Consider the following 23,703-nt stretch of genomic DNA (forward strand, 5'->3'; position numbering starts at 1 on the left):
CAGCCAAAACAATTCAAGGGAAAGATGGCGGCCCATCTTCCCCTTGGATCTTTGACTGGTCTTGGTTGCTGACCTGTCTCGAATTGCCGGGGTCTTGATGGGACGCCGGCGCTTCGAAACTTCACGTCGGCTTTACTCCGCAGCTTCCGCCACTGGGACCACATTGATGAAAGTTCGTTTGTTGGCTTTCGCCTGAAACTCAACTTTGCCTTCAACGGTCGCAAAAATTGTGTGGTCCTTACCCATGCCCACACCGGTGCCCGGGTGCCATGTGGTGCCACGTTGACGTGCGATGATGTTGCCCGGAATCACGGCTTCACCACCATACTTTTTGATGCCAAGACGGCGGCCAGCTGAGTCGCGGCCGTTGCGGGATGAACCGCCTGCCTTTTTATGTGCCATCGTTAGAACTCCTCGTTCTTCGAATTCTTACTCGTCAGGGTTTCGAAACAGCGGCTTAGTTGCCAGCCAGTTCTTTCGCCTGCTCAACCCAGTTACCGCGCTCGAACTTGCCCTTCAGACCAGTTTCTTCTTCAACGCGGGCGATGTCGTCAGCGCCCATTGCTGCGATCTGAGCGAAAGTGGTGATGCCAGCTTCGTTCAGTTTCTTCACAGCAGCCGGACCGGCACCATCCAGTTTCTTCAGGTCGTCCGCGCCAGCATCAGCCGCCGGTGCGTCGTCCTTTTTCTCTTCAGCCTTCGGCGCAGCCTTTTTCGGCGCTGCCTTTTTGGCCGGCTTTGCACCACCGGTCAGGATGTCGGTCACCTTAACAAGGGTGAAGGCCTGACGGTGGCCGTTGCGGCGGCGGGAATTCTGACGCCGGCGCTTTTTAAAAATGATAACCTTGCGGTTACGGCCCTGATCGACCACTTCCGCAACAACGCTGGCACCTTCAACGGTCGGTGCACCAACGGTGGTGTCTGTGTCGCTGCCAACCATCAGCACTTCGTCAAAGGTGACGGTGCTGCCAGCTTCGGCATCGAGTTTTTCGACCTTCAGGAGGTCGTCAGCGGCAACTTTATACTGTTTGCCACCAGTTTTGATCACTGCGAACATGTCTCGCACGTCCTTCTTTTCATTTTTGAACACGCCCCGGCAGTAAAGCTGGGACTGTCTTTTAAGGTCGAACCGAGGCGCCTGTCCTGTCAGGTTTTTACCTGGAGGGACAAGGTCTTTTGTGCTGGGTTTGCTTGGATAGCGAACAGCCCGGCAGGCCTTGAACGACAAATCAGCCCGGAAAGCGGACCTTTTCGAGCGAGGCGGAATATACTGAGCTTGGATTTGGAGTCAACATTTTATCGCGCAAAAGACGGGCTATTCCCGCCTACAGGCACAAAACAGCCACGCCAAACAATCGTAGCAACTGGCGTTATCCCAAGTGATTATCATTCAACAGGGAAAAATCAAGCACCGGACAAACTGGCCCTTGCGAAGGCACAACTGCTTCAGTATGTTCCGCGCCACTTGAACACCCGTTTGTTGTCAAGTCCTGTGGAGAGGTGCCGGAGTGGCTGAACGGGGCGGTCTCGAAAACCGTTGAGCGCGCAAGCGTTCCGGGGGTTCGAATCCCCCTCTCTCCGCCATTTTTCTACCCAACCCTCACGGTTACCGTTTCACGAAATTCGCTACGGCCTCCAGAACCTCAGGCGCTTTCAGAATACGGTTGTGACCATAACCGCTGATTTTGAAAATTTTCGTGCCTGGCCACAGTTGGGCAATCTCATCGGCATCTGTATGCCGAACCCGCGGATCTTCCTTGTCATAGATCGCCAGCATCTCTTTTCCGTCTTCCCATACAAAACTCTCCCCTTTGACCAGGGATGCCCAACTCATCTGAAACTGGTCGCTCAGCACTGCTTTGACATAGTCCAGGGATTGTTCCGGCGCACCCTTCCCGCGCATGGTCGCGAGCGGGACATAGGGAAATAGAGGAGCGCTGATCACGGCATATTTCTGCGCGCAAATACCAAAAAGTGCCCGGGCGCGCATGAAGGCCAAGGCTCCGGCCGAATGCCCGATAAGGGCGCGAACCGGTTCGCCGAGATGAGTAATGATATCCCGCGTGTCGGTCATGAAAGTTGAAAAGCCGATCTTCTCAGTTTCAGACGCACCATGTCCACCTGCGTCAAAGAACACGCACCGGAACCCTTTCGCCGCAAGCGTTCTGGCGAGCGCAGCCATTTGCACACCGCGCCCGGAATATCCATGAACCAGGATGACAAGCGGACCTGAACCGGCCGACCAGGCCACTCTGCAGTTGTTTGCCCCAAAGCGAAAGGTCTCCAACCCCTCCAGCAGCGCGGCATCCTGCGGCCGCAAAGGCAAAGCTTTGGCCTTGCCCAGCGCACCGGTCAGCCCTGCTGCCAGTTCCAGGGCTAGATTGGACTGTGAGTCACCGGGCGATCCGATTTCGAGCCGTTTCGTTTCGATGTTCATGGCATCCTCCTTTCAAGTGTTGCCTGAATAGGAGATTTGGTTTTAATTAGACCAGTCAATATAGTATTAAAATCTGGTGACACATGGCGAGGGTTCAAAAACACCGCAAACCAATTATCGACACCGCTGTTACATTGTTCCGGCGGCAGGGTTATGCCAGCACCGGACTCAATGACATCGTCGACCATTCAGGTGCGCCGAAGGGATCGCTCTACCACTATTTTCCGGAGGGAAAGGTTTCCATTGCGGTCGCGGCTGTTGAGGAAGCAGGGAGACGGGTTGCAGAAACGCTTGAAGATCTGTCCCGGAAAACCGAGACAACCGGGGACCTTTTGAAAGCCCATGCCCGCCTATTGGCCAGCTGGATGAAACAATCCGGCTTCCGGGACGGCTGCCCGATCACCACTGTTTTGCTGGAGCTGGCACCAAATGAGCGCTTGATTTCCCAGGCCGGCCGCAAAGCTTATTCAGCGCGTATTGGGATCTTGCGGGAGCAGTTGATCGCTGACGGCTATACCCACGACCGTGCGCAGCGCCTGGCACAACTTTGCACTTCGGCGTTGCAAGGTGCCTTGATCCAGGCACGGATCGAAAGAAGCGGCGAACCAATCGAAACAGCGGCCAGTGAGCTGGCCGAAATGCTTGAGAGCGCCAACCCGAAAACCTCCCCTACGGCACATCGATAATTTTGTAAGAATTTGAGAGTCCACGGCATTTCTATTCAAAAAATTTAGTCCTTGGGAAAAGCCGCATATTTATGCCAATCTCTCGAAATACTTAATTTCACTTTGCTCGACGCCAACAACAATTTTGCGGGGAAAGCATGTTTATATTCGCCGGTGTGGATGGCACGGGGCCGGACGACGATACCCAATATAAAAATGACTTCAAAAACAGTTTCGTCAATCAGATGGGCCGGATCGGGCACTGGCAGGGATACTCCTACTACACGCGGGGTCCCACGATGGCTGGAACCGAAACCGGCGGGCTAGCGATCAATACCTTTGCCGTGACAATGGCCAATTACACCCGCCGCAGGGCGATGTCGCCGAACAAGGTTCCGGCCGTTTTTCTGGCAGGGTACAGCCGCGGAGGCGCCGCCATTTTGAAAACCGCGAACATGCTGAACAAGGCCAACGTCCCGGTTGAATGCCTCGTCCTGTTCGATGCTGTCGACCGCACAACAACCATTGGCGATGACGACACCTATGTTCCGCCAAATGTCCGCACCTGCCTCCATGTGCGGCGAGACCCTTCAGCCCGGTCACGGACAAATTTCGGCTATTGCCACGCCACCCCGAAAAGCCCTGCGACCCAATACACTGAGAAGTATTTCTTCTGTACGCACGGCGGTGTTGGCGGGACACCCTGGACGGAAGAAAAATACACCACACTGGGTTATATCGACGAGTATACAGACGCACAGTCCCGGGCCGGACAAGTGTTGAGCCACCTGGTCCCCGGTCTCGGTGGGGTTGTTGTCGGGCAAACGCTCCCCACACAAGTCACCCTGGCCCAGGAACAAATGGGAACCGCCATGACCCTTGGCTGGTTTTGGCCCAGGCTTGTTCAAGCGATCGCAAAGGTGATGCATCGGAATTCAGACCATAGCCCAGCCCCTGCCGGACCTGGTTCATCCGATCCCCAAACAGGCCCCGCCAACGGCAATCAGCCCGCCATGATCCGGCGCCACACGGTTGTTTCCGGCGAAAGCCTGTCGATGATTTCCTATCAGTACTACGAGGACTTCCGGCTGTTTCCGCTCATCTACGATGCCAACGCGGATCAAATCGGATCAAACTGGAACATCATTCAGCCGGGTATGACGTTCAAGATTCCAGACAAGAAATCGTTTTCAACCGCAGAGCTGAACGCAGCGCGGCAAAGGGCTCGCGGCGGTTAAGATCGTTTCGGGCACTCGAAAACAACAGCTGGACCGGAAGTGTAAGAAACTCAGACAGACCCGGCCCGGCATCTCCGCTCCAGCTCGAACAGCTTTTGTTTGCGCCACAGGCCGCCGCCATAGCCCGTCAAAGACCCATCGGCGCCCATGACCCGGCGGCAGCAGACAGTGCAACTACAAGGGTTTCTGGTAACATTTTCGGCTTATCATTTTATATTGTAAATTTTTACAATATAAGTTGACGCCCCACTCTCGACGTGCAACTTCCTAAAATACACCCACCTGCCCAATGCATGAGTGAAACTCCTGTTTTTATAACCTTTTTCGTAGGGTCAAAAGAGCCGTGTTAAATTTTGACGAGACCTATTATCTTACCAACAATCTGGATGTAGCTGCGACGATCCGGGCTGGATTGGTCTCCAGTGCGCTAGAACATTTCAAGACAAGCGGATTTAGAGAAGGTCGAGATCCGCATGCTTTGTTCGATGTTGCATATTATCTCCTGCAGAACCCGGATGTAGATGCTGCGGGAGTAAACCCGCTTGACCACTTTAACGCCTCGGGGGCAAACGAAGGCCGTAATCCCAACCCTCATTTTGATACAGCATACTACCTAGAACAAAACCCAGATGTGGCGAACGCAGGGGTCAACGCGTTTGAGCATTTTATAAAATTCGGCGCAGATGAAGGCAGAAACCCAAGCGCAAATTTTGATGTCACTTTTTACCGCGACAACAACCCAGATGTTCGCGATGCCGGGATAAACCCGCTTGAGCACTACCTGGGTTTTGGCCTCAACGAAGGTCGCGCACCAATTCCCGATCCCTTTGATTTGCTGGAACTAAGGCTCAGCAATTTGACATCAAACGGAAATGGCACCAGCTCCAGTCCGTCGGTTTCTGCGGACGGCAAAACCGTTGTTTTCGGCAGCTCCGCTACGAATCTGATCGTGGGGCAGACCGACAACAATGAACAGACTGATATTTTTCTGTTCGATGCCAACACAAAAAGCTTAACCAACCTCACAGTCGGCTCGAATGGCCACAACACCAATGCATCGGTGTCTTACAATGGCAATGCTGTTGCTTTTAGCAGCATAGCCACGAACCTTGTAGACGGCCAAATAGACAGCAGTAGTTCGGATATTTTCCTCTATGACGCCACCACCCAGACAACAAAAAATCTGACATTTGGTGCAAACGCAGGAAGCTATAACGCTTCTATTTCCGGAGATGGCAACTTCGTAGTATTTGAGAGCGATGCTACCAATCTTGTTAACGGGCAATCGGATACGAATGGCCTCAAAGACATCTTTATCTACGATGTCAACTCTCAGACTGTTCAAAATCTGACGCTTGGTGCGAACGGTGAAAGCATCAAAGCTGTTACATCCCAAGACGGAATGATTGTCGTATTTGAAAGTGACGCAACCAATCTTGTTAGTGGTCAGAACGACAACAACCTGAGCCGTGACATTTTCTTGTATAACGCCAATACCGGGAAAATGACGAACTTGACTCACGGTGGGTATAGCGGCAGCCACAACGCTTCAGTATCATCGGATGGCAAGACTGTTGTATTCAACAGCTACGCGAACACCTTGGTAACAGGCCAAGCGGACGTCAATGGATCCTCAGATATCTTCGTGTACGATGTTGAAACTCAAACGACGTCCAACATAACGCACGGAGCGAATGGAAACAGTTTCTTCCCCGAAGTCTCTGCGAACGGCGAAACAATTTCTTTCTACAGTTACGCAAGTAATATTCACGGTGCTGGGAAGGGGGACAGTTGGATTAACATTATCCTTTATAATATCTCGTCTCGATCTGCAAAAAACATCACTTTTGATGGCAGCGACAACAGTTATAACCCCTCCGCTTCTTCAGACGGGTTAATCGGCGCATTTGAAAGAGGTAGTGGCGAATATACGCCCTCGGATTATAAAGTGGATATCGTTTTCTGGGAGCTCATTTGAAGACCTAGAAATGTTTCCCTAATTATAGTTGAGTGTTTATTCGTTCGTTTCCCTTAATCGTCTGTGGCCCGATATCCTCGCTCCAGCTCGATCAGTTTTTGTTTGCGCCAAAGGCCGCCGCCATAGCCGGTCAAAGACCCATCGGCGCCCATGACCCGGTGGCAAGGGATGACAACCGCAATCTGATTGGCGCCGTTGGCGCGGGCGACCGCGCGCACGGCTTCCGGCCGTCCAAGCGCTTTTGCAACATCTGAATAGCTGCGGATGGTGCCGGCTGGAATTTTGATGAGCTCGAGCCAAACGTCTCGTGTGAAGGGTGTGCCGTGCAACGCCAGGGGTGTTTCGAAAATGGCCCGGTTACCATCAAAAAATCCGGTCAATTCTTCCTGGATTTGATCCGTGATTTCGGTCCGGCCAAAGCCGAGGCTACCACTGGCATTGCGTTGTAGTTTTTTGACTTCTGTTGGCAACGCTTTGCGGTCCAGGAATTCCAGAAGGTGCAATTGGGACTGATCAGCGATGGCGATCATCGGTCCGAGTGGACTCGACACCCAATCCGCCTTGAGCAGCGGATTAGATGAAAAGGCCCCCGGCGCCTGTCCCAGGATCTTGGCAAAAGCGTCGCGAAATGCGCTTGGAGATTCAAAGCCGGCAGAGATCTGCGCTTCAATCACCTTGCCCCCCTCTGCCAGGGCCGAGAAACCTTCCTGCAGCCGGCGCTGGCGGGCCATTTCCAAAAATGTCATACCGAAGTGGCGTTTGAACGTCCGGCGCACAGTGGAGGGATCAAAACCCATCCGGCGGAGATCCGGCTCGCCCCAGCGGTAACCGGGACGTCTCTCCAGTTCAATGACCAAGGTCTTGATCACAGGATCTGCACTCGCTTCCGGAGCTGTCGGCTTGCAGCGTTTGCACGGCCGGAATCCAGCGTCAAAACACTCCGATACAGTCTCATAGAAAGTACAGTTCTTGCGTTTGGGCTTGCGCGCCGAACAGGTCAACCGACAGAAGATCCCGGTGGAGGCAACGCCGACAAACGCCCGCCCGTCGTAAGCCGGGTCGCGGTTCAAGAGCGCATCATAGAGCGTGTCGAAATTTGGTCGGATCATAAGCATGCGACAAACATACGCCCGAACCTCGGCAGGTGCAGCCGAAATTCGGGCATGGAATTTTGCAGGTACCCTGCCGCGCCAAAGCGACAGCCGCCAACTGCTCTAGCCAGCGAAGTAGGTGTCGATAATTTTTTGATATTCACCAGATGCAATCATTTCTTGGAGAACACCATCCAGTTGATCCCGAAGACCTGCTAGATTGTTCTTTTTAGAAAAGGCAATGTATGACGGTATGGATGATATCTCCGGCTGTAGTTCAACCACCTTGTCGAGACCCTTGTGGTTCTTCAGGTGATGCATGGCGCCGTATTTGTTCATAATGATCGCATCAATCCGGCCACCCATCAATTTCTTGATGTTGTTTTCGCTTTGCGGCGCATAGTCAACGGACTTCAAAGTACCAACCTTAATTGCCTCATCGACCATTGTGCCGTAACTAATTCCATCAACCAGCCCAATTTTGTGGCCAGCAATACTGTCCATGGATCCGTCAAAGCCAACATCACTGCCTTTCTGAACCCAGACAGAGAGCACTTGCGGCATCAAAACGGTTTCCGAATAATCAAGAAACTTCACCCGTTCATCGTTCTTGTAAGCTGTGAAAATGGCGTCAGCATCGCCTTCCTTGACCATATGCAACGCACGTTTCCAAGGTAGAACCTCGATCGTTATGTCTTTACCTAGTTTTCCGAAGGCCGCTTGAAGGATCCGGACAACAATCCCGTCAGCAGAGGAGCCATCCTTGTATTCATAGGGCGGGTATTCCAATGTCACCAGTTTCACGGCTTCTGACTTTGCACTGGTAACGGATAAGGCCAGCACGCTCGCTAATAAGACAGTTTTCAGGATTTTGATCATGATCAACTCCATTGAAAAGAGACAAGCCAACCTATCCTTAATTGGTTTCTTCAAAATAAACTCATTATAATAAACTTAAAAATACTCGCATTAATACAAATACCAATAGTATTTAGAACAGTAATTCATGACTTCTCGTTTTTTTGACCCACACCCCGAATCAAAAACTTATTTTCATTGCCCAAAGTAGGAATCGTAGATTGTTTCGAACTCCCCACCTTTCAACATCGATTGCAATACCGTATCCAGCTGATCTCTGAGGGCAGTCAGCTTGCGTTTTTTTGAGAAGGCAATGTAGCTCGGTACCGAAGAAACTACTGGCTTCAGTTCCCTAACATCCTTCAAAGATTGAAACTTTTTCAGATGATACATGGCACCGTAACGGTTCATCATGATCACCGCCGTCCGCCCGGCAAGTAATTTCATAATATTGTGCTGACTATCTGGCGCATATTCCAAGTGTTTAAGCAATCCGGAGTGAATCACTTCATCGGCAGCGGCGCCGTAACTCACGCCGTCCACGAGACCGATCGAAACATCGCTTAAACTTGCCAGATCACCATTGTAGGGCACTTCAACGTTCGTGAGCGCCCATAAGGATACGACCTGCGGCATGACGATGGTTTTGGAGTAATCCAGGAATTTCAAACGTTCATGGGTTTTATAGACCGTAAAAATGCCGTCAGCGGCCCCTGTTCGTGCCATCAACAAGGCCCGTTTCCAAGGCAAGACTTCGATCTCGATTTCATGGCCAAGCTTGGCAAACGCCCGGCGCAACACCCGGACAACAATGCCGTCTACCTGATCTCCTTTTTGATATTCATAGGGCGGATAGTTGAGAGTAACCAGTTTGTAGGTTTCCGCGTGTGTTCCCGTGCATAACAACCAAACGATCCCGGCCCACACGCCCAATTGCTGTATCACCTTCATGTCCAACACCCTCAACGGCACCAAAACTCAGAAGATCAAACTGGCATTTCTCAAAATCTCAGGCCGACAGGATCTCGTCCGCATCACGGCCACAAATATTTTATCTCGTTTAAACCACGCACTCAGTGAATAAACTCTGCACTTCAGCGTCGAATCTCAACACTTAAACAAATATCGCTATAACAAAATAGAATTCACCCAAATGATGCTTGGCATTTATGCCAAGACAACAAATACAATAACGATTATCTCCCTATCGCACCCGTCAGGACTTACGTCTTAAGCTGAATGTTCACTCGGGGTATTTTCCATTTCATCTAGGACTCTGAACGCGGATTGAAATCTAGGCTTCAACGCATAGAGCAGCGAAATGGCCTCAGCGGAGAGCGAAACATTCAAAACGTCAACCGCATCACCGGTAGACCTGATCCTCTGTCGGAAAACTCCGGTCCTTGACCTCATCCGCGTAGGATTTCACCGCCGCTTCGATCTGACCGCCGAGGTTGCCATAGACCTTGACGAATTTGGGTGGCGTGGGATTGAGGCCGAGCATGTCTTCCAGAACCAGGATCTGGCCATCACATTCCGCCGAAGCGCCGATACCGATGGTCGGAATGGAAATTCGCTTGGTGATCCTGGCCGCAAGCGGCTCGACCATGCCTTCCAGCACCAGAGCAAAGGCCCCGGCTTCAGAAACGGCCTTGGCGTCTTCTTCGTGAATGGACCAGGTTTCCTCTTCACGCCCTTGCGTCTTGAAACCGCCCATCACATTCACCGATTGCGGGGTGAGGCCAATATGCGCCATCACCGGAATGCCGCGCTCGGTCAAAAAACGGATGGTCTCGGCCATGCGCGCACCGCCTTCCAGTTTGACAGCGCCGCATTGAGTTTCTTTCATCACCCGGGCGGCATTGCGGAAGGCTTCCGACGGGCTTTCCTCATAGGTGCCGAACGGCATATCGACCACCACAAGCGCGCGCTGGGTTCCCCGCACCACGGCCTTGCCGTGCATGATCATCAGATCAAGCGAAACGCCGACGGTGGATTCCATGCCGTGCATCACCATGCCGAGACTGTCGCCGACCAGAATGAAGTCTGCGTATTTGTCGACAATGGCCGCCGTGTGGGCATGGTAGGACGTCAGCGAGACGATCGGTTCAGCGCCCTTGCGCTTGGCAATTTGCGGTGCGGTGATCCGGCGGACGGGTTTTTGAGCGCTCATATCAGGCCCTTTCAATTTAGATTGTTGGTGGCCAATGCTCAGGTAGCGGGTGACACAACCCGCTGATCGATCAGCAGAACCGTTCCGAACCGGACGGCAAGCAGGATGACAGCTGGCCGGTCGAGTGCACCGCCCAATTCGGCAAGTGTTTCCGCATCGCGAATGTCTACGCTTTCCACTTTTCCTAACGGCGCATCACTAAGAGAGCCGCGAACAGCGGCTTCCAAGTCGGTAATCTGAGGTGCGCCTTTGGCGAGCTGCTCGGCTTCGTTCAAGGATTGGCTCAGCGCGAGCGCCTCTTTGCGCTGTTCAGAACTGAGGCGGACATTGCGCGAGGACATGGCGAGGCCATCGGCTTCGCGCACTGTCGGGTGGCCGATAATTTTCAGTGGCGCATCCAGATCACGCACCATCTGCTTGATCAGGACCAGCTGCTGGTAATCCTTCTCGCCGAAGACCGCGATATCCGGTGTGACGATGTTGAAGAGCTTGCTGACAACGGTCGAAACACCGCGGAAGTGGCCGGGCCGGAGAGCGCCTTGCAGGATTGCCGAGAGGCCCGGCACCTCGACATAGGTATCTCCGCCGGCGCCATACATTTCTTCCACGCTTGGCATGAAGACAGCATCAACCGCGTCTTGCTCCAATAGCGCCTGATCACGTGCTTCATCCCGCGGGTATGTGTCGAGATCCTCGTTCGGGCCAAATTGGGTCGGATTGACAAAGATGGTTGTGACCACCCGATCGGCTTCTGCCTTGGCCTTGCGAACCAACGACAGGTGCCCTTCGTGCAGATATCCCATGGTGGGCACAACGGCGATCGTTTCGCCCTTGCGCCGCCAACCGCGCACGACCGCGCGCATCTCCGCCTTGGTCCGGCAGATCTCCATCAGCTCTCCTCCCAATCCCCTCCCGGGATTTTTCGTTTTCGCAGGTGCAGCATAGTCACCTGAAATCGGAAGGTCCAGTATTCGTTAGTTGTCTAATATCTTTGGCCAAATGGTCAAAACGCGCCGTCGTAAGACCGTTGCGCAATGCGGCAGGCAAGCAAGGTAAACCCATCCCGGTGAAGGGCTTCGGCGGCTTCTTTTTTCAACTCCCCGGCGTTGTCTACCCAAACTCCGTGCCCCCCATAGGCGCGTGCGACCGCTGGGAAATCAGTCTCGCCGAAATCAACGCCGACATTCGGACGCTGGCTGTTGCGTTGTTTGAGTTCGATCAGCGCTAAGCTGGTATCCACCAGAACGCAAATGATCACCGGGATCTTTAGGTCCCGCAGGGTGGAGAGTTCGCCGAGGCACATTTCAAGCCCAGCGTCGCCAACAAAAGCGATCACTGGCGCAGTCTGATCGACAAGCCTGTACCCCATGGCCAGCGGCACAGCGCAGCCCATCGTGCAAAGCGCGGAGGACTGCAGCATTTGCCTTGGGCCTGAGCAGCGCCAGATCTGGCTGACGAGAATCCGGTGCGCACCACTGTCCGCCGTTGCAACGGTGTTTGCTGGCATGACGTCGCGCAGCACATGGAAGGCTGTGCCTGGTCCCCAGCCTGCGGGTCCCGGTGCAAAGGCTTTGCTAAGGTCCTTCCGGACAGCCTCCGGCTCGCCGTCCGGCCAGGAAGGGCTTGCAGCGTCGCGGGCCTTAGACAAGATGTCTAGCGCTGGGGCAACGGCGCTGCGTAGGGTGACAGCAGCTTCATGCATGCCATGGGTCCGAAGCACCGGCGTCACGTCAATCACCGGTGCATCAGCTGGCCACGGATTGCGCCAATTGATGCGCATCTCAATCGGGTCGTAACCGAGTGATAGGATACAGTCACTTTGATTGATCAGTGGCAGCAGGAGGCCATCTGCTTTTGGTGACAAGCCCGCGCCGCCCAGCGCGAGCGGATCATTTTCATCCAGAAGACCTTTGCCCTTGTAGCTGGTCACCAGCGGGATCCGGAAGGTCCGGCAAAATTCCGTTATGGCCTGCGAAGCCTCTTCATTGACCGCATCCACCCCGGCAATCGCGATGGGCCGCTCGGCCTTTTTGAAAAGCTCAACTGCAGTGTCTAGGTCCGGACCGGCAATCGGCGCAGAGGCTCCCGGTTTCGACCGGAAGGATGGTGACCAGGTTTCCGCTGTCTCCGATTCTGCAACCTTGATTGGCACATCGATGTGCACCGGGCCGGGCTGACCGTCGAGGGCGATCACCAGAGCTTTTTCCATCATCACGTCAAGCGCACCGAGGCGGGCGGAAAAGCTGGCCTTGACGATCGGGCGCAGCAATCGCTGATGATCAAAGACCTGATGGGTGTAACTTTCCGCTTCCGCCTGATCGACACAGCCGGTCAGGAAAATCAGCGGCACCCGGTCTTGCCAGGCATTGGCAACCACATTGATAGCGTTCGCCGCTCCAGGGCCGAGTGTTGCCAGCAATACGCCGGGTGCTCCGTCTGCATGCCAGCCACCTTCCGCCATGAAGCCGCCTGCGTTTTCGTGTTTGACCAACACGAATTTCAGCCCGGCCTGATCGAGACCCTGCATAAGCGCCAGCACTTCACCACCCGGGATCCCGAAGGCATGACGGCAACCCGCCCCATGAAGTTTCTGGGCAATGATATCCGCACCGGTGGTCATGCTTTTTCTTGTCCTTTGTCGGAAGTGTGCAGTCCAAGATCCAGAATGCCCTTCTCGGCCAGTCCGGCGATCTCATCATCGTTCAATTCCAGATGCCGCTTCAGAACATTGGCCGTATTGGCCCCAAGTGTAGGCGGGGCAGCGCGATAGATAACCGGTGTCTTGTCCATCTTGATCGGCGAACCGATCAGGTCAACAGATCCGCTGATTGGGTGCGGTAAACTGATTTTCATATCCCGGGCCAAGATCTGCGGGTCGGTGAAGACTTGTCCCAAATCGTTGACAGGACCACAAGGCACACCGGCGTCTTCCAAGGTTTTGATCCAGTCCGCAGCGTCCCGTTCAATCGTAATCCGGCGGATTTTGGGGATGAGTACCTTCCGGTTGCGGACCCGGTCGGCATTCGTGGCAAACATCGGATCTTCCGCCAACTCCGGTGCGCCTGCAATCACGCAAAACCTCTGAAACTGAGTGTCGTTGCCAACCGCCAGAATGAAGGGTCCGTCAGCCGCAGGAAAAGTCTCGTAGGGCACGATGGTCGGGTGCCCATTGCCGAGCCGACCGGGCACGTCTCCGGACACCAGATGGGCAACACCTTGGTTGATCAGCCAGGACACCTGGGCATCGAGCAGGGAGATGTCGATGTGCTGCCCTTCTCCCGTTTTGTGCCGGTGATTGACGGCGGCCAGGATCGACACACAGGCGTACATGCCGCACATGACATCGGCAATGCCCACACCGCATTTGGTCTGGGTGCCGCCGTCTTCATCGGCAAAGCCGGTCAGCGACATGATCCCGCCCATGCCCTGAATGAGAAAGTCATACCCTGCACGATGAGCATAAGGACCGGTCTGGCCAAATCCGGAAATCGAGCAATAGATCAGCTTCGGGTTGAGGGTTTTGAGCGTTTCATAATCAAGCCCTCGCCGCTTCAAGTCTCCAACCTTGAAGTTTTCGACCAGAATGTCGGCCTTGGCTGCAAGATCCCGGACCAATTGCTGCCCGTCGGCGCTCGCCAAATCGATCGCCACAGAGTCTTTGTTGCGGTTGGAGGAAAGGTAATAGGCGCTTTCGGCGGTGTCGTTGCCCTCTGCGTCTTTTAAGAATGGAGGTCCCCAGCCTCGGGTGTCATCGCCGCGGCCCGGGCGCTCGATCTTGATCACCTCCGCGCCAAGATCACCCAGGATCTGAGTACAGGTCGGACCTGCCAGAATGCGGGAAAGATCAAGAACCAGAAGGCCGGATAAGGCCCCCGGAGAAGTTACGGTGTGCTGCACGGATCATCCTGTCGCTGATGGTCCGGGAAAAGGACATGAGAGCCGGGTGTCCGTCAACAGCAGTGGCCGCTTCATGAGATCGCGTCAGCTCACATTCCTGTCAGCCTTCAGTGATCGGTCAGCCAGTCCAGCCCTTCATCTCCGACAACAGGGTCCACGCACGCCCAATCCATTCGGCCCGGACATTGTGCCCACCCTCGTGCAAACACAACTCCAGAAGCCCCTTTTCAGGCTGCCAGCGCTCACAGGACAACTCGCCGTCTGTCAGTGTCTCAGGAGCCGCCTCTGCCAGCCCTGTTTGCCGGCGCCAGATATCAAAACTCTCAAACACGTCCCCCTGTTTCCATTGCCCTCCGCCGAGCCAGCGGCCTTCTAGCGGAACAACCGTGTCACTGGTTCCATGAACGTGGAACAGATAGGGCGGTTCCGTTGGACAGTTCTGTGGCAGCGGTTCCCAAAACGCTCCTGCAATTGGTGCATAACCGGAAAACCGGTCTGATTGTTCACAGGCCAGGTACCAGGTCATGAATCCACCGGATGAAAACCCTGTCAAAAGGGTGCGGTCCTGATCAACGCCGAAGCGCTTCGCCAAATCCTCAAGCACGCTGTCGAAGAAAACAGGCTCATCCCGCAAGTTCCGGGGGGCGGTGGGGAAAGACCAGGTCCCGTTGACGCCTTGAACCGCAACGAAGGCTACCCCCAATTCATCCGCCATGCGCTGAAAGCTTTTGTTCTTCAGCGCATTGATTGCTTTCCCCCGGTGACCATGAAGATAGAGGACCGCGCCAAGCGGTTGAGACGGATCGTGGGCCGCTGGCAGGTGGATGTAATAGGTGCCGCCGGATACTGTGCAGGGCATTTCTTCGCCGCATGGCGCAGCTTCTGCATCTGCTGCCATTCCCCCGATCAACAGCATCGCTACAAGTCCCAGTGCCCAAAACTGCTTAAGTTTCAAATGCCCCTCCCCGATCGTGGTCCAGAGACCCTTCACGCTTTTCCAATCTGACATCCAACCTTGTGACAGCTAGATGCAATTGAGAGGTTGTCCCAAACTCGCAAAAAATCCAGAATGTGGGAGATCACAAGCCCGCGATCAACGCCTCAAGCACCGCCTTCGTCAGTCCCACGCACCATGGGTCGGGATATTGAGGGTCCGTCCGCAGTGCTTGCAATGAATCGCATCCGGATCATGCCGGTTCAGCCCGCAATCCGGACAGGGCAGATTGACTTTTGCCGGCCTGAATATCGTTTGCACCAACCGTAGGAACAACGCGACCCCAAAGATCATGATCAGGACCGTCAACAACCGTCCGGTCGTATCGGTCATGGTGATGTCACCGAAGCCGGTTGTCGTCAGCGTGGTCACAGTGAAGTAGAGCGCATCCAGATAATTGTTAATGTTCTCGTTGCTGTCATGTTCGACCACAAAAACGATCGCGGTCACGACAAAAATGAAGACAAACAGATTGACCGCAGAATGAAGAATTTCCTCATTCCGCCGGAACCATTTTGATGTGTCCCTGAGCTCCTTAAGCAGATGATAAGAGCGCAGCAGGCGGAGCATGCGGATCACACGCAAGAACGCGAAGTTCTCTAAAAACGCCGGAATGATGAGCGATATGACGACAACCACATCTGCAAGGGACGTAAAGCTGACAACATATCTCCACCGCGTTCCGGAGGCGATCAGCCGGGCAACATAATCCAGAGCCAAAACAACAGCGATCGCATAATCAAGTTCGTGGTGATGCCGGTCCGGATCGATGATTGCCGAGACTATGAAATAGCCGATCGTGATCAGATCAAACGCAAGAAGGAGATAACGAAAGGTCCGGGCGCTGGCTGAATGACCGAAGTACAATTGCCGCAAACGCGTTTGCAGATCCGTTTTTTCTGCCGCCATTCATGAAGCCCCGTTGCGTGATCTTTCGCGTCTCCAACCGACAAGAGCGGCACCAAAAAGTCAATCACAAGGCTGCGGCCCACCCTCGCCATGCACAATTCGTGACCGATTTGCACGACAACCGTGATGTTAGCCTGTTTATTCCAGATGCTGTCCGCATTAGGTTCATCACAAACATGGACCGGCCCTCGTGGGCCAAGACGAAGAGGATCTTGAATGTTTGACCTGAAAGGCCGCGTTGCCCTTGTGACCGGTGCTAGCCGGGGCATCGGTGAAGCTGGTGCGAAAAGCCTTGCCAAATACGGCGCAAAAGTCGTTCTGGCGGCGCGCTCCAGCGGCAATATCACCAAAATCGCGGAAGACATTCGAGCCGAGGGCGGCGAGGCAATCGCGATCACTTGCGATGTGGCCAACTACGAAGATGTCGCCAAGGCGGTGCAAACTGCGATCGATACATTTGGCGGGATCGATATTCTGGTAAACAACGCCGGTGTCATCGAGCCGATCAGCCGGATCGAAGAGTCTGATCCCGAAGCTTGGGGACAGGTCATCGATATCAATGTGAAGGGCGTTTATCACGGCATCCGGGCGGTTGCCCCGCATATGCTTGATAAAGGTGCCGGTACTATCGTCAACATCAGCTCGGGCGCAGCCGTTAGCGCCCTGGAAGGCTGGAGCCAATATTGCTCTTCAAAAGCTGCGGCCCTGTCCTTGACCCGCTGCAGCGACAAGGAATTCGGCGACAAGGGCATCCGGGTTGTGGGCCTCAGCCCGGGAACGGTGGCCACAAAAATGCAAGTCGACATCAAGGCTTCCGGCATCAACCCGGTCAGCCAGCTGGATCCATCGGTTCATATCCCAGCCGAATGGGTCGCCGAGACGATCTGCTGGCTGTGTACGGACGCCGGCGACACCTACCGGGGCATTGATTGTTCTTTGCGCGATGAAGACGTGCGCAAATCAGTGGGTCTCATCTGATCCTGCATACGAAAAGAGGGCCGCTGAGCGGCCCTCTCATGAGATCGTTTGACCTTTGGTCCGGATCAAATCCCAGTGAAACCGTTCAATACCAGAGGCTGCTCCAGCACCGTTCCATTTCACCCAGACACTGGGCCAAATTCCGATACTCACTAGACATGGGCACCTCCTTTCTCACGTTGAAGACACCACTGAGTGTTGGTGAGAATCATCTGCAAAACAAGCTCAAAAACTGGTCTCACCTGCCTTCTAAACAGGCAATTTCTTTAGCTGTTGCTTGGCGCGCATGTCACAGCTAATTGGCAACGGCCTTGGCCGCGATGGTCTGAAACACACCGTCGAGTTCTTGTGCCAATTCGGACAGCGCCTCTCCGCCTTCCGCCATATACGGTGCAAACACGAAACTTGGTGTTTTCCAGGACAAGGTCGCCGTTTGATCCTTGTTTTCGGTGACATAGAACCGGACCGGAGCTTCGATCCCGGCGGCAATAGATGCCTCTAACATGCGGATCGCATAGTCGTTCCGGTAGACGCCAATGATCCGGTTGCCCGGGATTTTGAGCCCTCGCCCCTTGGCGCCGGCAGACGCACTGGCCTGCGTCACCAGCAGCATACCTTCCGCCTTCACCGCCGTTTTCACGCGATCAACCAGATCCTGATAAGCGTGCGTGGTCGGCATGATCTGCCACCCTTCGCGCGGTGCCAAACTGTCCGCAAATGCAGATCCCAAACTTAGGAAACAGGCGAATAAAGAAAGTAAAGCCCAGCGCATCAGGCGCACCTCCAACAAAAAAATAGTTTTTCGGAGGAGCACCCTAGCTTGAGCAATCTCACAACGCCGTCACAATCAGGTGTTTGCTGCTAGGGTGTTTCGTTATCCCATGCCGAGCTTCAACCGGAGCCGGACACCTGCGAGCGACCCCAGAAACCCGAAAAGCAGCCACAGCCAGCCGTGTAAGGACCCTGATACAAGGCCGCCAAGATAAGCGCCGATATTACAGCCATAGGCAAGCCGCGCGCCATATCCCATCAACAAGCCGCCTGCAATCGCGGTCAGAACATCCCGGCGGGTCAGCTTCCAGATCGGGGCATACTTTCCGGCCAGAGCCGCAGCAGCCATGGCACCGAAGATGATCCCGAAGTTCATGACTGAGGTCGTATCGCGCAGGACTGTGTTCTCAAGTGCGCCCTGCTGCCAGCTCCAATAGGGCCAGGTTTCGACCGGTATCCCGAAAAACTGAAACGTCTTAGCGCCCCAAAGTGCAAAGGCTGACGTGATCCCCCAAGGACGACCGACGACAACAAAGGTTGCGATCCCGACCACGGCCAGCATGACAGCGCCAAACATCGGCGACCATGGACCTTGCAAGACGGATTCTGTTTTGCGGGCCGGGGCAAGATCACCGTGAGCGCGGCGCTCGATCCAGACCGTCGCCAGCGCAATGGTACCGAGCACACCGGCTGTCAGCAAGAAGGCGCCATGGGGACCGAATTCCTTGATCAGCGAAACTGGCTGCATCTTGGGCAAACGTCCCCACAGATGAAGATGCGCCGTTGCCAGCACCGACCCTAAAACAAAGGCGGCCAGCGTAATCATCATGCGGGTCGATCCGCCGCCTGCAGTAAACAAGGTTCCGGATCCACAGCCGCCGCCAAGCTGCATGCCGGCACCGAACATGAAGGCACCAAGGGCGGCTGCCACTCCAAAGGGAAAAACAAAACCGCCAGCCGGCCAACCAAGACTGGCGCCCCAGGCAATTAAGGGAAACGACACGGCACTAGTGAGCAGGATCAGGACAAATTGAGCGCGCAGACCGCCTCCACGCTTTTCCGTGACAATCCGGCGCCACGCTGCCGTGAAGCCAAAACTAGCATGATAGAGGGCAATGCCGGCAATCCCACCGATCAAAACAGCCATGCCCTGGCGCGGCCCAACGGCTGCATAGGCGCCGATCGCGATCAGCCCGAGAACGCCGAACGCGATTGCTGCAATTGCTGCCTGCGGGCTTTTGAGCGACACAGCCATGGTTCTTATTCCATCCCCATTGTGACAATTCAGGAACCGGTGATGTCCCTTCAGTAGCGATCCTCTGCGCACAGTCAAAGGAAATTCCGATCAACACGCTGCCAACACCATTTTGTGTTTTGCAGTTCATGCCATAGCTGCGGATTTTGGACTGAATATCGATCACTCCGTTGAGGCTGGCTGCCACCTCGTTCTTACTCCTGGAAGCAGCGCCACCAACCGGACAGCCACAAAGGCTCACCATGCGTCTTAGCGATCAATTCGGATACGACATCACTCTCACAAGCCCCACTGCCGCTGCTGACTGGAACAAAACCGTCACGGCATTCCTGGCGCATGGCAAAACAACGCCCGAACATCTGGAGCGCTGTTTGTCAGATTCGCCGAACTTCGCATTGGGGCATGCGGCGCGCGGTTTGTTTTGTCTTCTGCTGGGCCGCAGGGAATTGGTGACGACCGCACAAGAGTGCCTCTCAGTTGCCAAAACATCTGCGGAAAATACACCCGTTACCGAGCGGGAGAGCGCGATTACCGAAGCTTTGGCCGCCTGGTTAAATGGATTTCCAAGCCGCTCGGCCGACCTTCTGGATTCCGCCCTTCAGAAAACACCCCGCGATGCGTTTATACTGAAGCTGATTCATGCAATCCGGTTCGTCTTAGGCGATGCAGCCGGGATGCGCGCCTCGATTGATGGGGTGATCGAAGCGTATGACGAACATCATCCCGCCTATGGGTATGTGCTAGGATGCCGTGCCTTTTCGCTTGAGGAAACCAGTGACTACCGGCTTGCCGAAGCTGCCGGCCGGAAAGGCCTGGAGTTTGCCAGCGATGATGCTTGGGGGCTTCATGCGGTTGCCCATGTGCATGACATGACGGGTCGCACCGAAGAAGGCGCCGGTTGGCTGGAAAATCACCCGGACGGCTGGGCCCATTGCAACAATTTTGGCTATCACGTCTGGTGGCATCTGGCGCTGATGTATCTGGATCAAGGCCAAGCCGACAAAGCCCTGATGCTTTATGATGGGGACATTCGCAAAGACAAGACAGACGACTACCGAGACATTTCCAACGCCGCTTCCCTGTTGGTGCGCCTCGAACTGGAAGGCGTCGACACCGGCAGCCGGTGGGACGAACTGGCGCTTCTGTCGGACAAGCGCGCCGAGGATGGCTGTAATGTCTTTGCGGATCTTCACTATCTCCTGGCGCTTTTGAATGGTGGCCGGCGGATGGGAGCGGACCGTCTGCTGACCGGCCTTAAAACCCGCGCAAAACTGGAAACCGATATCGGCCATATCTCCGCAGAAGCTGGCCTACCGACCGGATTGGGTCTGGAGCAGTACCGCAAAGGCAATTATGCATCCGCATTCACTTTGTTGACGTCCGCGCGCAGCAATTTGCCGATGATCGGCGGCTCGCATGCCCAGCGCGATGTGTTCGAGCGCATTACCATTGATGCAGCGCTTAGAGCCGGCTTGTCGATTGAAGCGGAAACCCTGATCAAGGACCGCTCCCGCAAACGCGGCGCGCTTGATCGTTTCGCGGAACAAAGGCTCGAGACTTGCGAAAAAATGCGCCGTGCGGAACAAGTCATGCAGGACGAACGCTTGAGAGCTGCGGGTTCTGTTTAGAAACCGCAGCTGAATAAATCCGATATATCGACTACACTTACCATGTGACGAACGTGAACCCCCAGCCTCATATCAAACGCCCTCGTGACCCGCGGCTCGATTTTTTCCGCGGGATCGGCATGTTCATCATCTATATCGCCCATGTTCCTTCGAACTGGTGGACCCTTTGGATCCCGGCCCGTTTCGGCTTTTCCGATGCAACCGAGATCTTTGTATTCTGCTCCGGGATGGCCTCAGCGCTTGCCTTCGGCAAGATCTTTGACCTGCACGGCTGGGGCATGGGCGCTGCCCGTATTCTTCATCGGATGTGGCAGGTCTATTGGGCCCACATAGGGCAATTTCTGGTGATTGCTGTTGGCCTCGTTATGGTCCATGAAAGCGGTTATCTGAAAAGTTGCTGCGATCTGACCCAAGACTATGTGGTGTCGTTGAACCTGTGGCACCTCTTCAACAAGACGGCCGTTGCTCTTCCTGGCATCATGACCCTGACTTGGGTGCCGAATTATTTCGACATCCTGCCGATGTATATCGTCATTCTGGCGCTCATTCCGGCGATCATGCTGGCAGCCCGCGTGTCTGTCATCGCAGCTTTTGTTCTGTCGATAGGCCTTTGGCTGGCCTCACAATTTGATCTGCTCAGCTTGCCTGCCGAACCCTGGTCGGATCGGGAGTGGTTCTTCAACCCCTTCGCCTGGCAGTTACTGTTTTTCACCGGATTTGCATTTATGCGCGGCTGGATCCCGGCGCCGCCGGTGAATGCAAAGCTGATCTTGGCCTGCGCAATCATTGTGTTGGCAACCGTTCCTTTCGCTTACTTCCGGGTTTACGGCGAAAACTACCTCGATTGGGCTTGGGCCAGAGACATTCGAACAAGCATCAAGCCGCTTTGGATCAAGACCGAATTCGGCATCCTGCGCTACATCCACTTCCTGGCACTTGCCTATCTTGCTTGGGCTGCGGCCGGGGAACACGGCAAATACCTGCTTGGACATGGCAAAGTGTGGGGTGGATTTGTCCGGGTCGTTCAGAAGGTTGGCCAGCAGTCACTCGCTGTTTTCATGGCCAGTCTGGTGATCGCCCAGGCCGCAGCCATCTTGCGCGACATGGTCTGGGGCCGCGGCGAATGGATGCCGCAAATCTTGTCTAACCTGCTTGGATTTGCAGCCCTGATTGCGGTGGCTTACCTGGTGTCCTGGATCAAGAGCGACCCCTGGCGCAAACCACCTGGCAAAGCAACGCTGCAGCCGGAGTTCACACGCCGACCCAGTCCACCGGCCGCAAGCGGAGAAGTTTCCGGCACCAAAGAAAAAGACAAAGCCCTGACCTAGGGCTTCCAAAACAAGAAAAACCCGGGAGCAAGCTCCCGGGTTTTTCTTGATCAGGACGTGACGTCCACAGATCTCTCAGTTCAGAGAGACCATTTCCAATTCCTGTTCAAACGCATTGGCTACGGCAGCAGCCCGGCTATCAGCAAGAAGGATCGGTGTGCCGTCGGCATTCAGGAGAGCATAAAGGGTCATGTCGTCCTGTAGCGGTGGAACATCTGGAAACATTTCCCGAAGCTCCCAAGCCTTCACCGGCTTGATGTAGGCGACATCTCCAGTGCCAAGTTCACTCAGTTCATCGACTGTCATGACTTCGGCAAGCTCATTGGCGTTTGCCCAGACGGGCGAATTCGTGTTGTGCATCAGTGATTCTCCATTTTGTTTTTGCAGCGAAGGTCATTCACCGCTGGAGATTTCTATTTTTCGAATGACGCGTTCCGGTTCGGGACGTGCCAGGTCGATGGACAACAGCCCATCCTTCAAATCCGCACCGAGGATCTCGATCCCCTCGGCGAGGACAAATGCCCGCTGAAACTGGCGGGCAGCAATTCCACGGTGGAGATACTGGCGGCTTTTGTCGTCCACCTGCCGGCCCCGGATTACGAGCTGGCTTTCTTCCACCGACACATCGAGCTGGTCCCTTGTAAACCCGGCCACAGCCAATGTGATCCGGATAACATCGCCCTGACTGTCGGTCTTCGGCAACCGTTCAATGTTATAGGGCGGGTAGCCATCATTGGCTGCCTTGGACACTCGATCGAGCACTCGCTCGATATCATCAAACCCGAGCATAAACGGGCTGGAAAACGCTGACATGCGCGACATCCTCAAAGTCCTTGTCGAAGCGACCTTGCTTCCAGGCCCTTTTTTAAGGCACCCGGACAGGAGCTGCGTGCTCCCGTTCTTATTAAATATGGAGACTTGTTAAAATTGATTCAAGGACGCCCGAAAATTCTCGGATTTTTGCGGTGTTTTCCAACGATAGTCCACAGAATGGCCGCACTGTGAACAATTCGTGCGGCCACCCAATGATTATTGAGCCGTCTCAGCAAGAAGACGGTTACCATATGGATTGTCGATCACCATTTTCCAGCTCCCATCTGACTGCCGCCTTAATACTGCGACCGAAAGACCGCTCGCCGACATGTCTGTCCCGTCCGCACCCTTGGCGGTCATGCGCCACGGTGCGATATGGACGGCCAAATCCCCCTCAACAATGACCTCGTGCCCCTGATAGGTAAACTCTGGTGCCATCTCAGAAAACTGCTGAAAGGCCTGACGGGCGATGGCTGCATCAGACACCGGATTGCCGGGTTCAAACGCAATTGATTGGCGCGCTTCATACGTTTTCATGACCGCATCAATATCGCCAGCGTGAAAGGAACTTGTCATATGATTGATCACACTGAGAACGGTTTGTTGGTCTTTGGTCATTGTTTGAGCCTCTTCTGATTGAGCGGGAATTGAGATATTTGAGATGAGAACGGCGGCCACGACAGATCCGGC

At 54.6% G+C, this 23,703-nt stretch carries 23 protein-coding genes, 1 tRNA gene and 1 pseudogene; 7 read left to right on the forward strand and 18 right to left on the reverse strand.

Translation table 11 applies throughout. The annotated features are described in order from the left end of the window. Positions 1 to 132: 132 nt before the first annotated feature. The gene (gene rpmA, locus FJ695_RS01245) at positions 133 to 402 is read right to left on the reverse strand and encodes a 50S ribosomal protein L27 (protein ID WP_008192734.1); all 270 of its coding nucleotides are present in this window, start codon (positions 400 to 402) and stop codon (positions 133 to 135) included. A 55-nt stretch (positions 403 to 457) separates the two neighbouring features. After that, positions 458 to 1,057, reverse strand: a complete 600-nt coding sequence (locus FJ695_RS01250) for a 50S ribosomal protein L21 (protein WP_141183748.1) — start codon at positions 1,055 to 1,057, stop codon at positions 458 to 460. Positions 1,058 to 1,494: 437 nt separating this feature from the next. Between FJ695_RS01250 and FJ695_RS01255 the strand changes: the two genes are divergently transcribed. After that, positions 1,495 to 1,584 (forward strand) — tRNA-Ser (locus FJ695_RS01255). 22 nt (positions 1,585 to 1,606) lie between these two features. Here the strand turns inward: FJ695_RS01255 and FJ695_RS01260 are convergent. Then, positions 1,607 to 2,437, reverse strand: coding sequence for an alpha/beta hydrolase (locus FJ695_RS01260; protein WP_141183749.1), 831 nt, complete (start codon positions 2,435 to 2,437; stop codon positions 1,607 to 1,609). 83 nt (positions 2,438 to 2,520) lie between these two features. Between FJ695_RS01260 and FJ695_RS01265 the strand changes: the two genes are divergently transcribed. Continuing rightward, a complete protein-coding gene (locus FJ695_RS01265) occupies positions 2,521 to 3,123 on the forward strand; it encodes a TetR/AcrR family transcriptional regulator (protein ID WP_141183750.1) in 603 nt (200 codons plus the stop codon). A gap of 137 nt (positions 3,124 to 3,260) precedes the next feature. Beyond that, the gene (locus FJ695_RS01270; protein WP_141183751.1) at positions 3,261 to 4,340 is read left to right on the forward strand and encodes a LysM peptidoglycan-binding domain-containing protein; all 1,080 of its coding nucleotides are present in this window, start codon (positions 3,261 to 3,263) and stop codon (positions 4,338 to 4,340) included. A gap of 50 nt (positions 4,341 to 4,390) precedes the next feature. Here the strand turns inward: FJ695_RS01270 and FJ695_RS01275 are convergent. Beyond that, positions 4,391 to 4,525, reverse strand: a pseudogene (locus FJ695_RS01275) (MGMT family protein); the annotation flags it as partial. A 158-nt stretch (positions 4,526 to 4,683) separates the two neighbouring features. Here FJ695_RS01275 and FJ695_RS01280 point away from each other — a divergent pair. Further along, positions 4,684 to 6,318, forward strand: coding sequence for a PD40 domain-containing protein (locus tag FJ695_RS01280; protein ID WP_141183752.1), 1,635 nt, complete (start codon positions 4,684 to 4,686; stop codon positions 6,316 to 6,318). A gap of 53 nt (positions 6,319 to 6,371) precedes the next feature. Here the strand turns inward: FJ695_RS01280 and FJ695_RS01285 are convergent, their stop codons facing one another. From FJ695_RS01285 to FJ695_RS01325, 9 genes are all read right to left on the reverse strand, one after another. After that, the gene (locus tag FJ695_RS01285) at positions 6,372 to 7,433 is read right to left on the reverse strand and encodes a bifunctional transcriptional activator/DNA repair enzyme AdaA (protein ID WP_141183753.1); all 1,062 of its coding nucleotides are present in this window, start codon (positions 7,431 to 7,433) and stop codon (positions 6,372 to 6,374) included. 99 nt (positions 7,434 to 7,532) lie between these two features. Beyond that, positions 7,533 to 8,288, reverse strand: a complete 756-nt coding sequence (locus FJ695_RS01290; RefSeq protein WP_209010869.1) for an ABC transporter substrate-binding protein — start codon at positions 8,286 to 8,288, stop codon at positions 7,533 to 7,535. Between the two features lie 174 nt (positions 8,289 to 8,462). Further along, complete coding sequence (locus tag FJ695_RS01295) at positions 8,463 to 9,218, reverse strand: ABC transporter substrate-binding protein (RefSeq protein WP_141183755.1); 756 nt, start codon at positions 9,216 to 9,218, stop codon at positions 8,463 to 8,465. 412 nt (positions 9,219 to 9,630) lie between these two features. Then, a complete protein-coding gene (gene panB / locus FJ695_RS01300) occupies positions 9,631 to 10,440 on the reverse strand; it encodes a 3-methyl-2-oxobutanoate hydroxymethyltransferase (RefSeq protein WP_141183756.1) in 810 nt (269 codons plus the stop codon). A gap of 38 nt (positions 10,441 to 10,478) precedes the next feature. Continuing rightward, positions 10,479 to 11,330 (reverse strand): pantoate--beta-alanine ligase, encoded by an 852-nt coding sequence (gene panC, locus FJ695_RS01305; protein WP_141183757.1) that lies wholly within the window; start codon positions 11,328 to 11,330, stop codon positions 10,479 to 10,481. A gap of 113 nt (positions 11,331 to 11,443) precedes the next feature. Continuing rightward, positions 11,444 to 13,060 carry a thiamine pyrophosphate-binding protein gene (locus FJ695_RS01310; RefSeq protein ID WP_141183758.1) on the reverse strand — a complete coding sequence of 539 codons (1,617 nt, stop codon included), beginning with the start codon at positions 13,058 to 13,060 and terminating at the stop codon, positions 11,444 to 11,446. Further along, positions 13,057 to 14,337, reverse strand: coding sequence for a CaiB/BaiF CoA-transferase family protein (locus tag FJ695_RS01315; protein ID WP_141183759.1), 1,281 nt, complete (start codon positions 14,335 to 14,337; stop codon positions 13,057 to 13,059). The genes FJ695_RS01310 and FJ695_RS01315 overlap by 4 nt, the downstream gene beginning before the upstream one ends. A gap of 118 nt (positions 14,338 to 14,455) precedes the next feature. Further along, positions 14,456 to 15,346 carry a PHB depolymerase family esterase gene (locus FJ695_RS01320; protein WP_209010870.1) on the reverse strand — a complete coding sequence of 297 codons (891 nt, stop codon included), beginning with the start codon at positions 15,344 to 15,346 and terminating at the stop codon, positions 14,456 to 14,458. 108 nt (positions 15,347 to 15,454) lie between these two features. Next, a complete protein-coding gene (locus tag FJ695_RS01325; RefSeq protein WP_141183760.1) occupies positions 15,455 to 16,240 on the reverse strand; it encodes an ion transporter in 786 nt (261 codons plus the stop codon). Between the two features lie 216 nt (positions 16,241 to 16,456). Here FJ695_RS01325 and FJ695_RS01330 point away from each other — a divergent pair, with 216 nt between their 5' ends. Next, positions 16,457 to 17,218: an SDR family oxidoreductase gene (locus FJ695_RS01330; RefSeq protein ID WP_141183761.1), complete on the forward strand. Its 762-nt coding sequence runs from the start codon at positions 16,457 to 16,459 to the stop codon at positions 17,216 to 17,218. A gap of 295 nt (positions 17,219 to 17,513) precedes the next feature. Here FJ695_RS01330 and FJ695_RS01335 read toward each other — a convergent pair whose 3' ends face one another. Together FJ695_RS01335 and FJ695_RS01340 are read right to left on the reverse strand one after the other, a co-directional pair. After that, positions 17,514 to 17,897 carry a DUF302 domain-containing protein gene (locus FJ695_RS01335; RefSeq protein ID WP_247653772.1) on the reverse strand — a complete coding sequence of 128 codons (384 nt, stop codon included), beginning with the start codon at positions 17,895 to 17,897 and terminating at the stop codon, positions 17,514 to 17,516. Between the two features lie 195 nt (positions 17,898 to 18,092). After that, on the reverse strand, positions 18,093 to 19,244 hold the full coding sequence (locus FJ695_RS01340) for a YeeE/YedE family protein (protein ID WP_141183763.1): 1,152 nt from the start codon (positions 19,242 to 19,244) through the stop codon (positions 18,093 to 18,095). Between the two features lie 242 nt (positions 19,245 to 19,486). Here FJ695_RS01340 and FJ695_RS01345 point away from each other — a divergent pair, with 242 nt between their 5' ends. Then, entirely contained in the window at positions 19,487 to 20,872 is a 1,386-nt protein-coding gene (locus FJ695_RS01345) for a tetratricopeptide repeat protein (RefSeq protein ID WP_141183764.1), read from the forward strand. A 53-nt stretch (positions 20,873 to 20,925) separates the two neighbouring features. Then, the gene (locus tag FJ695_RS01350; RefSeq protein WP_371708968.1) at positions 20,926 to 22,200 is read left to right on the forward strand and encodes an OpgC family protein; all 1,275 of its coding nucleotides are present in this window, start codon (positions 20,926 to 20,928) and stop codon (positions 22,198 to 22,200) included. A 75-nt stretch (positions 22,201 to 22,275) separates the two neighbouring features. Here FJ695_RS01350 and FJ695_RS01355 read toward each other — a convergent pair whose 3' ends face one another. The 3 genes from FJ695_RS01355 to FJ695_RS01365 form a co-directional block, all read right to left on the reverse strand. Continuing rightward, positions 22,276 to 22,560 (reverse strand): DUF1150 domain-containing protein, encoded by a 285-nt coding sequence (locus tag FJ695_RS01355; RefSeq protein WP_141183766.1) that lies wholly within the window; start codon positions 22,558 to 22,560, stop codon positions 22,276 to 22,278. Between the two features lie 33 nt (positions 22,561 to 22,593). After that, complete coding sequence (locus tag FJ695_RS01360) at positions 22,594 to 23,022, reverse strand: Hsp20 family protein (protein ID WP_141183767.1); 429 nt, start codon at positions 23,020 to 23,022, stop codon at positions 22,594 to 22,596. Between the two features lie 207 nt (positions 23,023 to 23,229). After that, complete coding sequence (locus FJ695_RS01365) at positions 23,230 to 23,631, reverse strand: DUF4440 domain-containing protein (protein WP_141183768.1); 402 nt, start codon at positions 23,629 to 23,631, stop codon at positions 23,230 to 23,232. Positions 23,632 to 23,703: the final 72 nt, after the last annotated feature.

Source organism: Labrenzia sp. PHM005 (genome assembly GCF_006517275.1).
Classification (GTDB): Bacteria; Pseudomonadota; Alphaproteobacteria; order Rhizobiales; family Stappiaceae; genus Roseibium.

Excerpts from the sequence above, each read along its gene's own strand:
- rpmA (WP_008192734.1), bottom strand. The coding sequence starts at position 402 with ATGGCACATAAAAAGGCAGGCGGTTCATCCCGCAACGGCCGCGACTCA.
- FJ695_RS01250 (WP_141183748.1), bottom strand. The coding sequence starts at position 1,057 with ATGTTCGCAGTGATCAAAACTGGTGGCAAACAGTATAAAGTTGCCGCT.
- FJ695_RS01260 (WP_141183749.1), bottom strand. The coding sequence starts at position 2,437 with ATGAACATCGAAACGAAACGGCTCGAAATCGGATCGCCCGGTGACTCA.
- FJ695_RS01265 (WP_141183750.1), top strand. The coding sequence starts at position 2,521 with ATGGCGAGGGTTCAAAAACACCGCAAACCAATTATCGACACCGCTGTT.
- FJ695_RS01270 (WP_141183751.1), top strand. The coding sequence starts at position 3,261 with ATGTTTATATTCGCCGGTGTGGATGGCACGGGGCCGGACGACGATACC.
- FJ695_RS01285 (WP_141183753.1), bottom strand. The coding sequence starts at position 7,433 with ATGCTTATGATCCGACCAAATTTCGACACGCTCTATGATGCGCTCTTG.
- FJ695_RS01290 (WP_209010869.1), bottom strand. The coding sequence starts at position 8,288 with ATGATCAAAATCCTGAAAACTGTCTTATTAGCGAGCGTGCTGGCCTTA.
- FJ695_RS01295 (WP_141183755.1), bottom strand. The coding sequence starts at position 9,218 with ATGAAGGTGATACAGCAATTGGGCGTGTGGGCCGGGATCGTTTGGTTG.
- panB (WP_141183756.1), bottom strand. The coding sequence starts at position 10,440 with ATGAGCGCTCAAAAACCCGTCCGCCGGATCACCGCACCGCAAATTGCC.
- panC (WP_141183757.1), bottom strand. The coding sequence starts at position 11,330 with ATGGAGATCTGCCGGACCAAGGCGGAGATGCGCGCGGTCGTGCGCGGT.
- FJ695_RS01310 (WP_141183758.1), bottom strand. The coding sequence starts at position 13,060 with ATGACCACCGGTGCGGATATCATTGCCCAGAAACTTCATGGGGCGGGT.
- FJ695_RS01320 (WP_209010870.1), bottom strand. The coding sequence starts at position 15,346 with ATGTCAGATTGGAAAAGCGTGAAGGGTCTCTGGACCACGATCGGGGAG.
- FJ695_RS01325 (WP_141183760.1), bottom strand. The coding sequence starts at position 16,240 with ATGGCGGCAGAAAAAACGGATCTGCAAACGCGTTTGCGGCAATTGTAC.
- FJ695_RS01330 (WP_141183761.1), top strand. The coding sequence starts at position 16,457 with ATGTTTGACCTGAAAGGCCGCGTTGCCCTTGTGACCGGTGCTAGCCGG.
- FJ695_RS01335 (WP_247653772.1), bottom strand. The coding sequence starts at position 17,897 with ATGCCGACCACGCACGCTTATCAGGATCTGGTTGATCGCGTGAAAACG.
- FJ695_RS01340 (WP_141183763.1), bottom strand. The coding sequence starts at position 19,244 with ATGGCTGTGTCGCTCAAAAGCCCGCAGGCAGCAATTGCAGCAATCGCG.
- FJ695_RS01345 (WP_141183764.1), top strand. The coding sequence starts at position 19,487 with ATGCGTCTTAGCGATCAATTCGGATACGACATCACTCTCACAAGCCCC.
- FJ695_RS01355 (WP_141183766.1), bottom strand. The coding sequence starts at position 22,560 with ATGCACAACACGAATTCGCCCGTCTGGGCAAACGCCAATGAGCTTGCC.
- FJ695_RS01360 (WP_141183767.1), bottom strand. The coding sequence starts at position 23,022 with ATGTCGCGCATGTCAGCGTTTTCCAGCCCGTTTATGCTCGGGTTTGAT.
- FJ695_RS01365 (WP_141183768.1), bottom strand. The coding sequence starts at position 23,631 with ATGACCAAAGACCAACAAACCGTTCTCAGTGTGATCAATCATATGACA.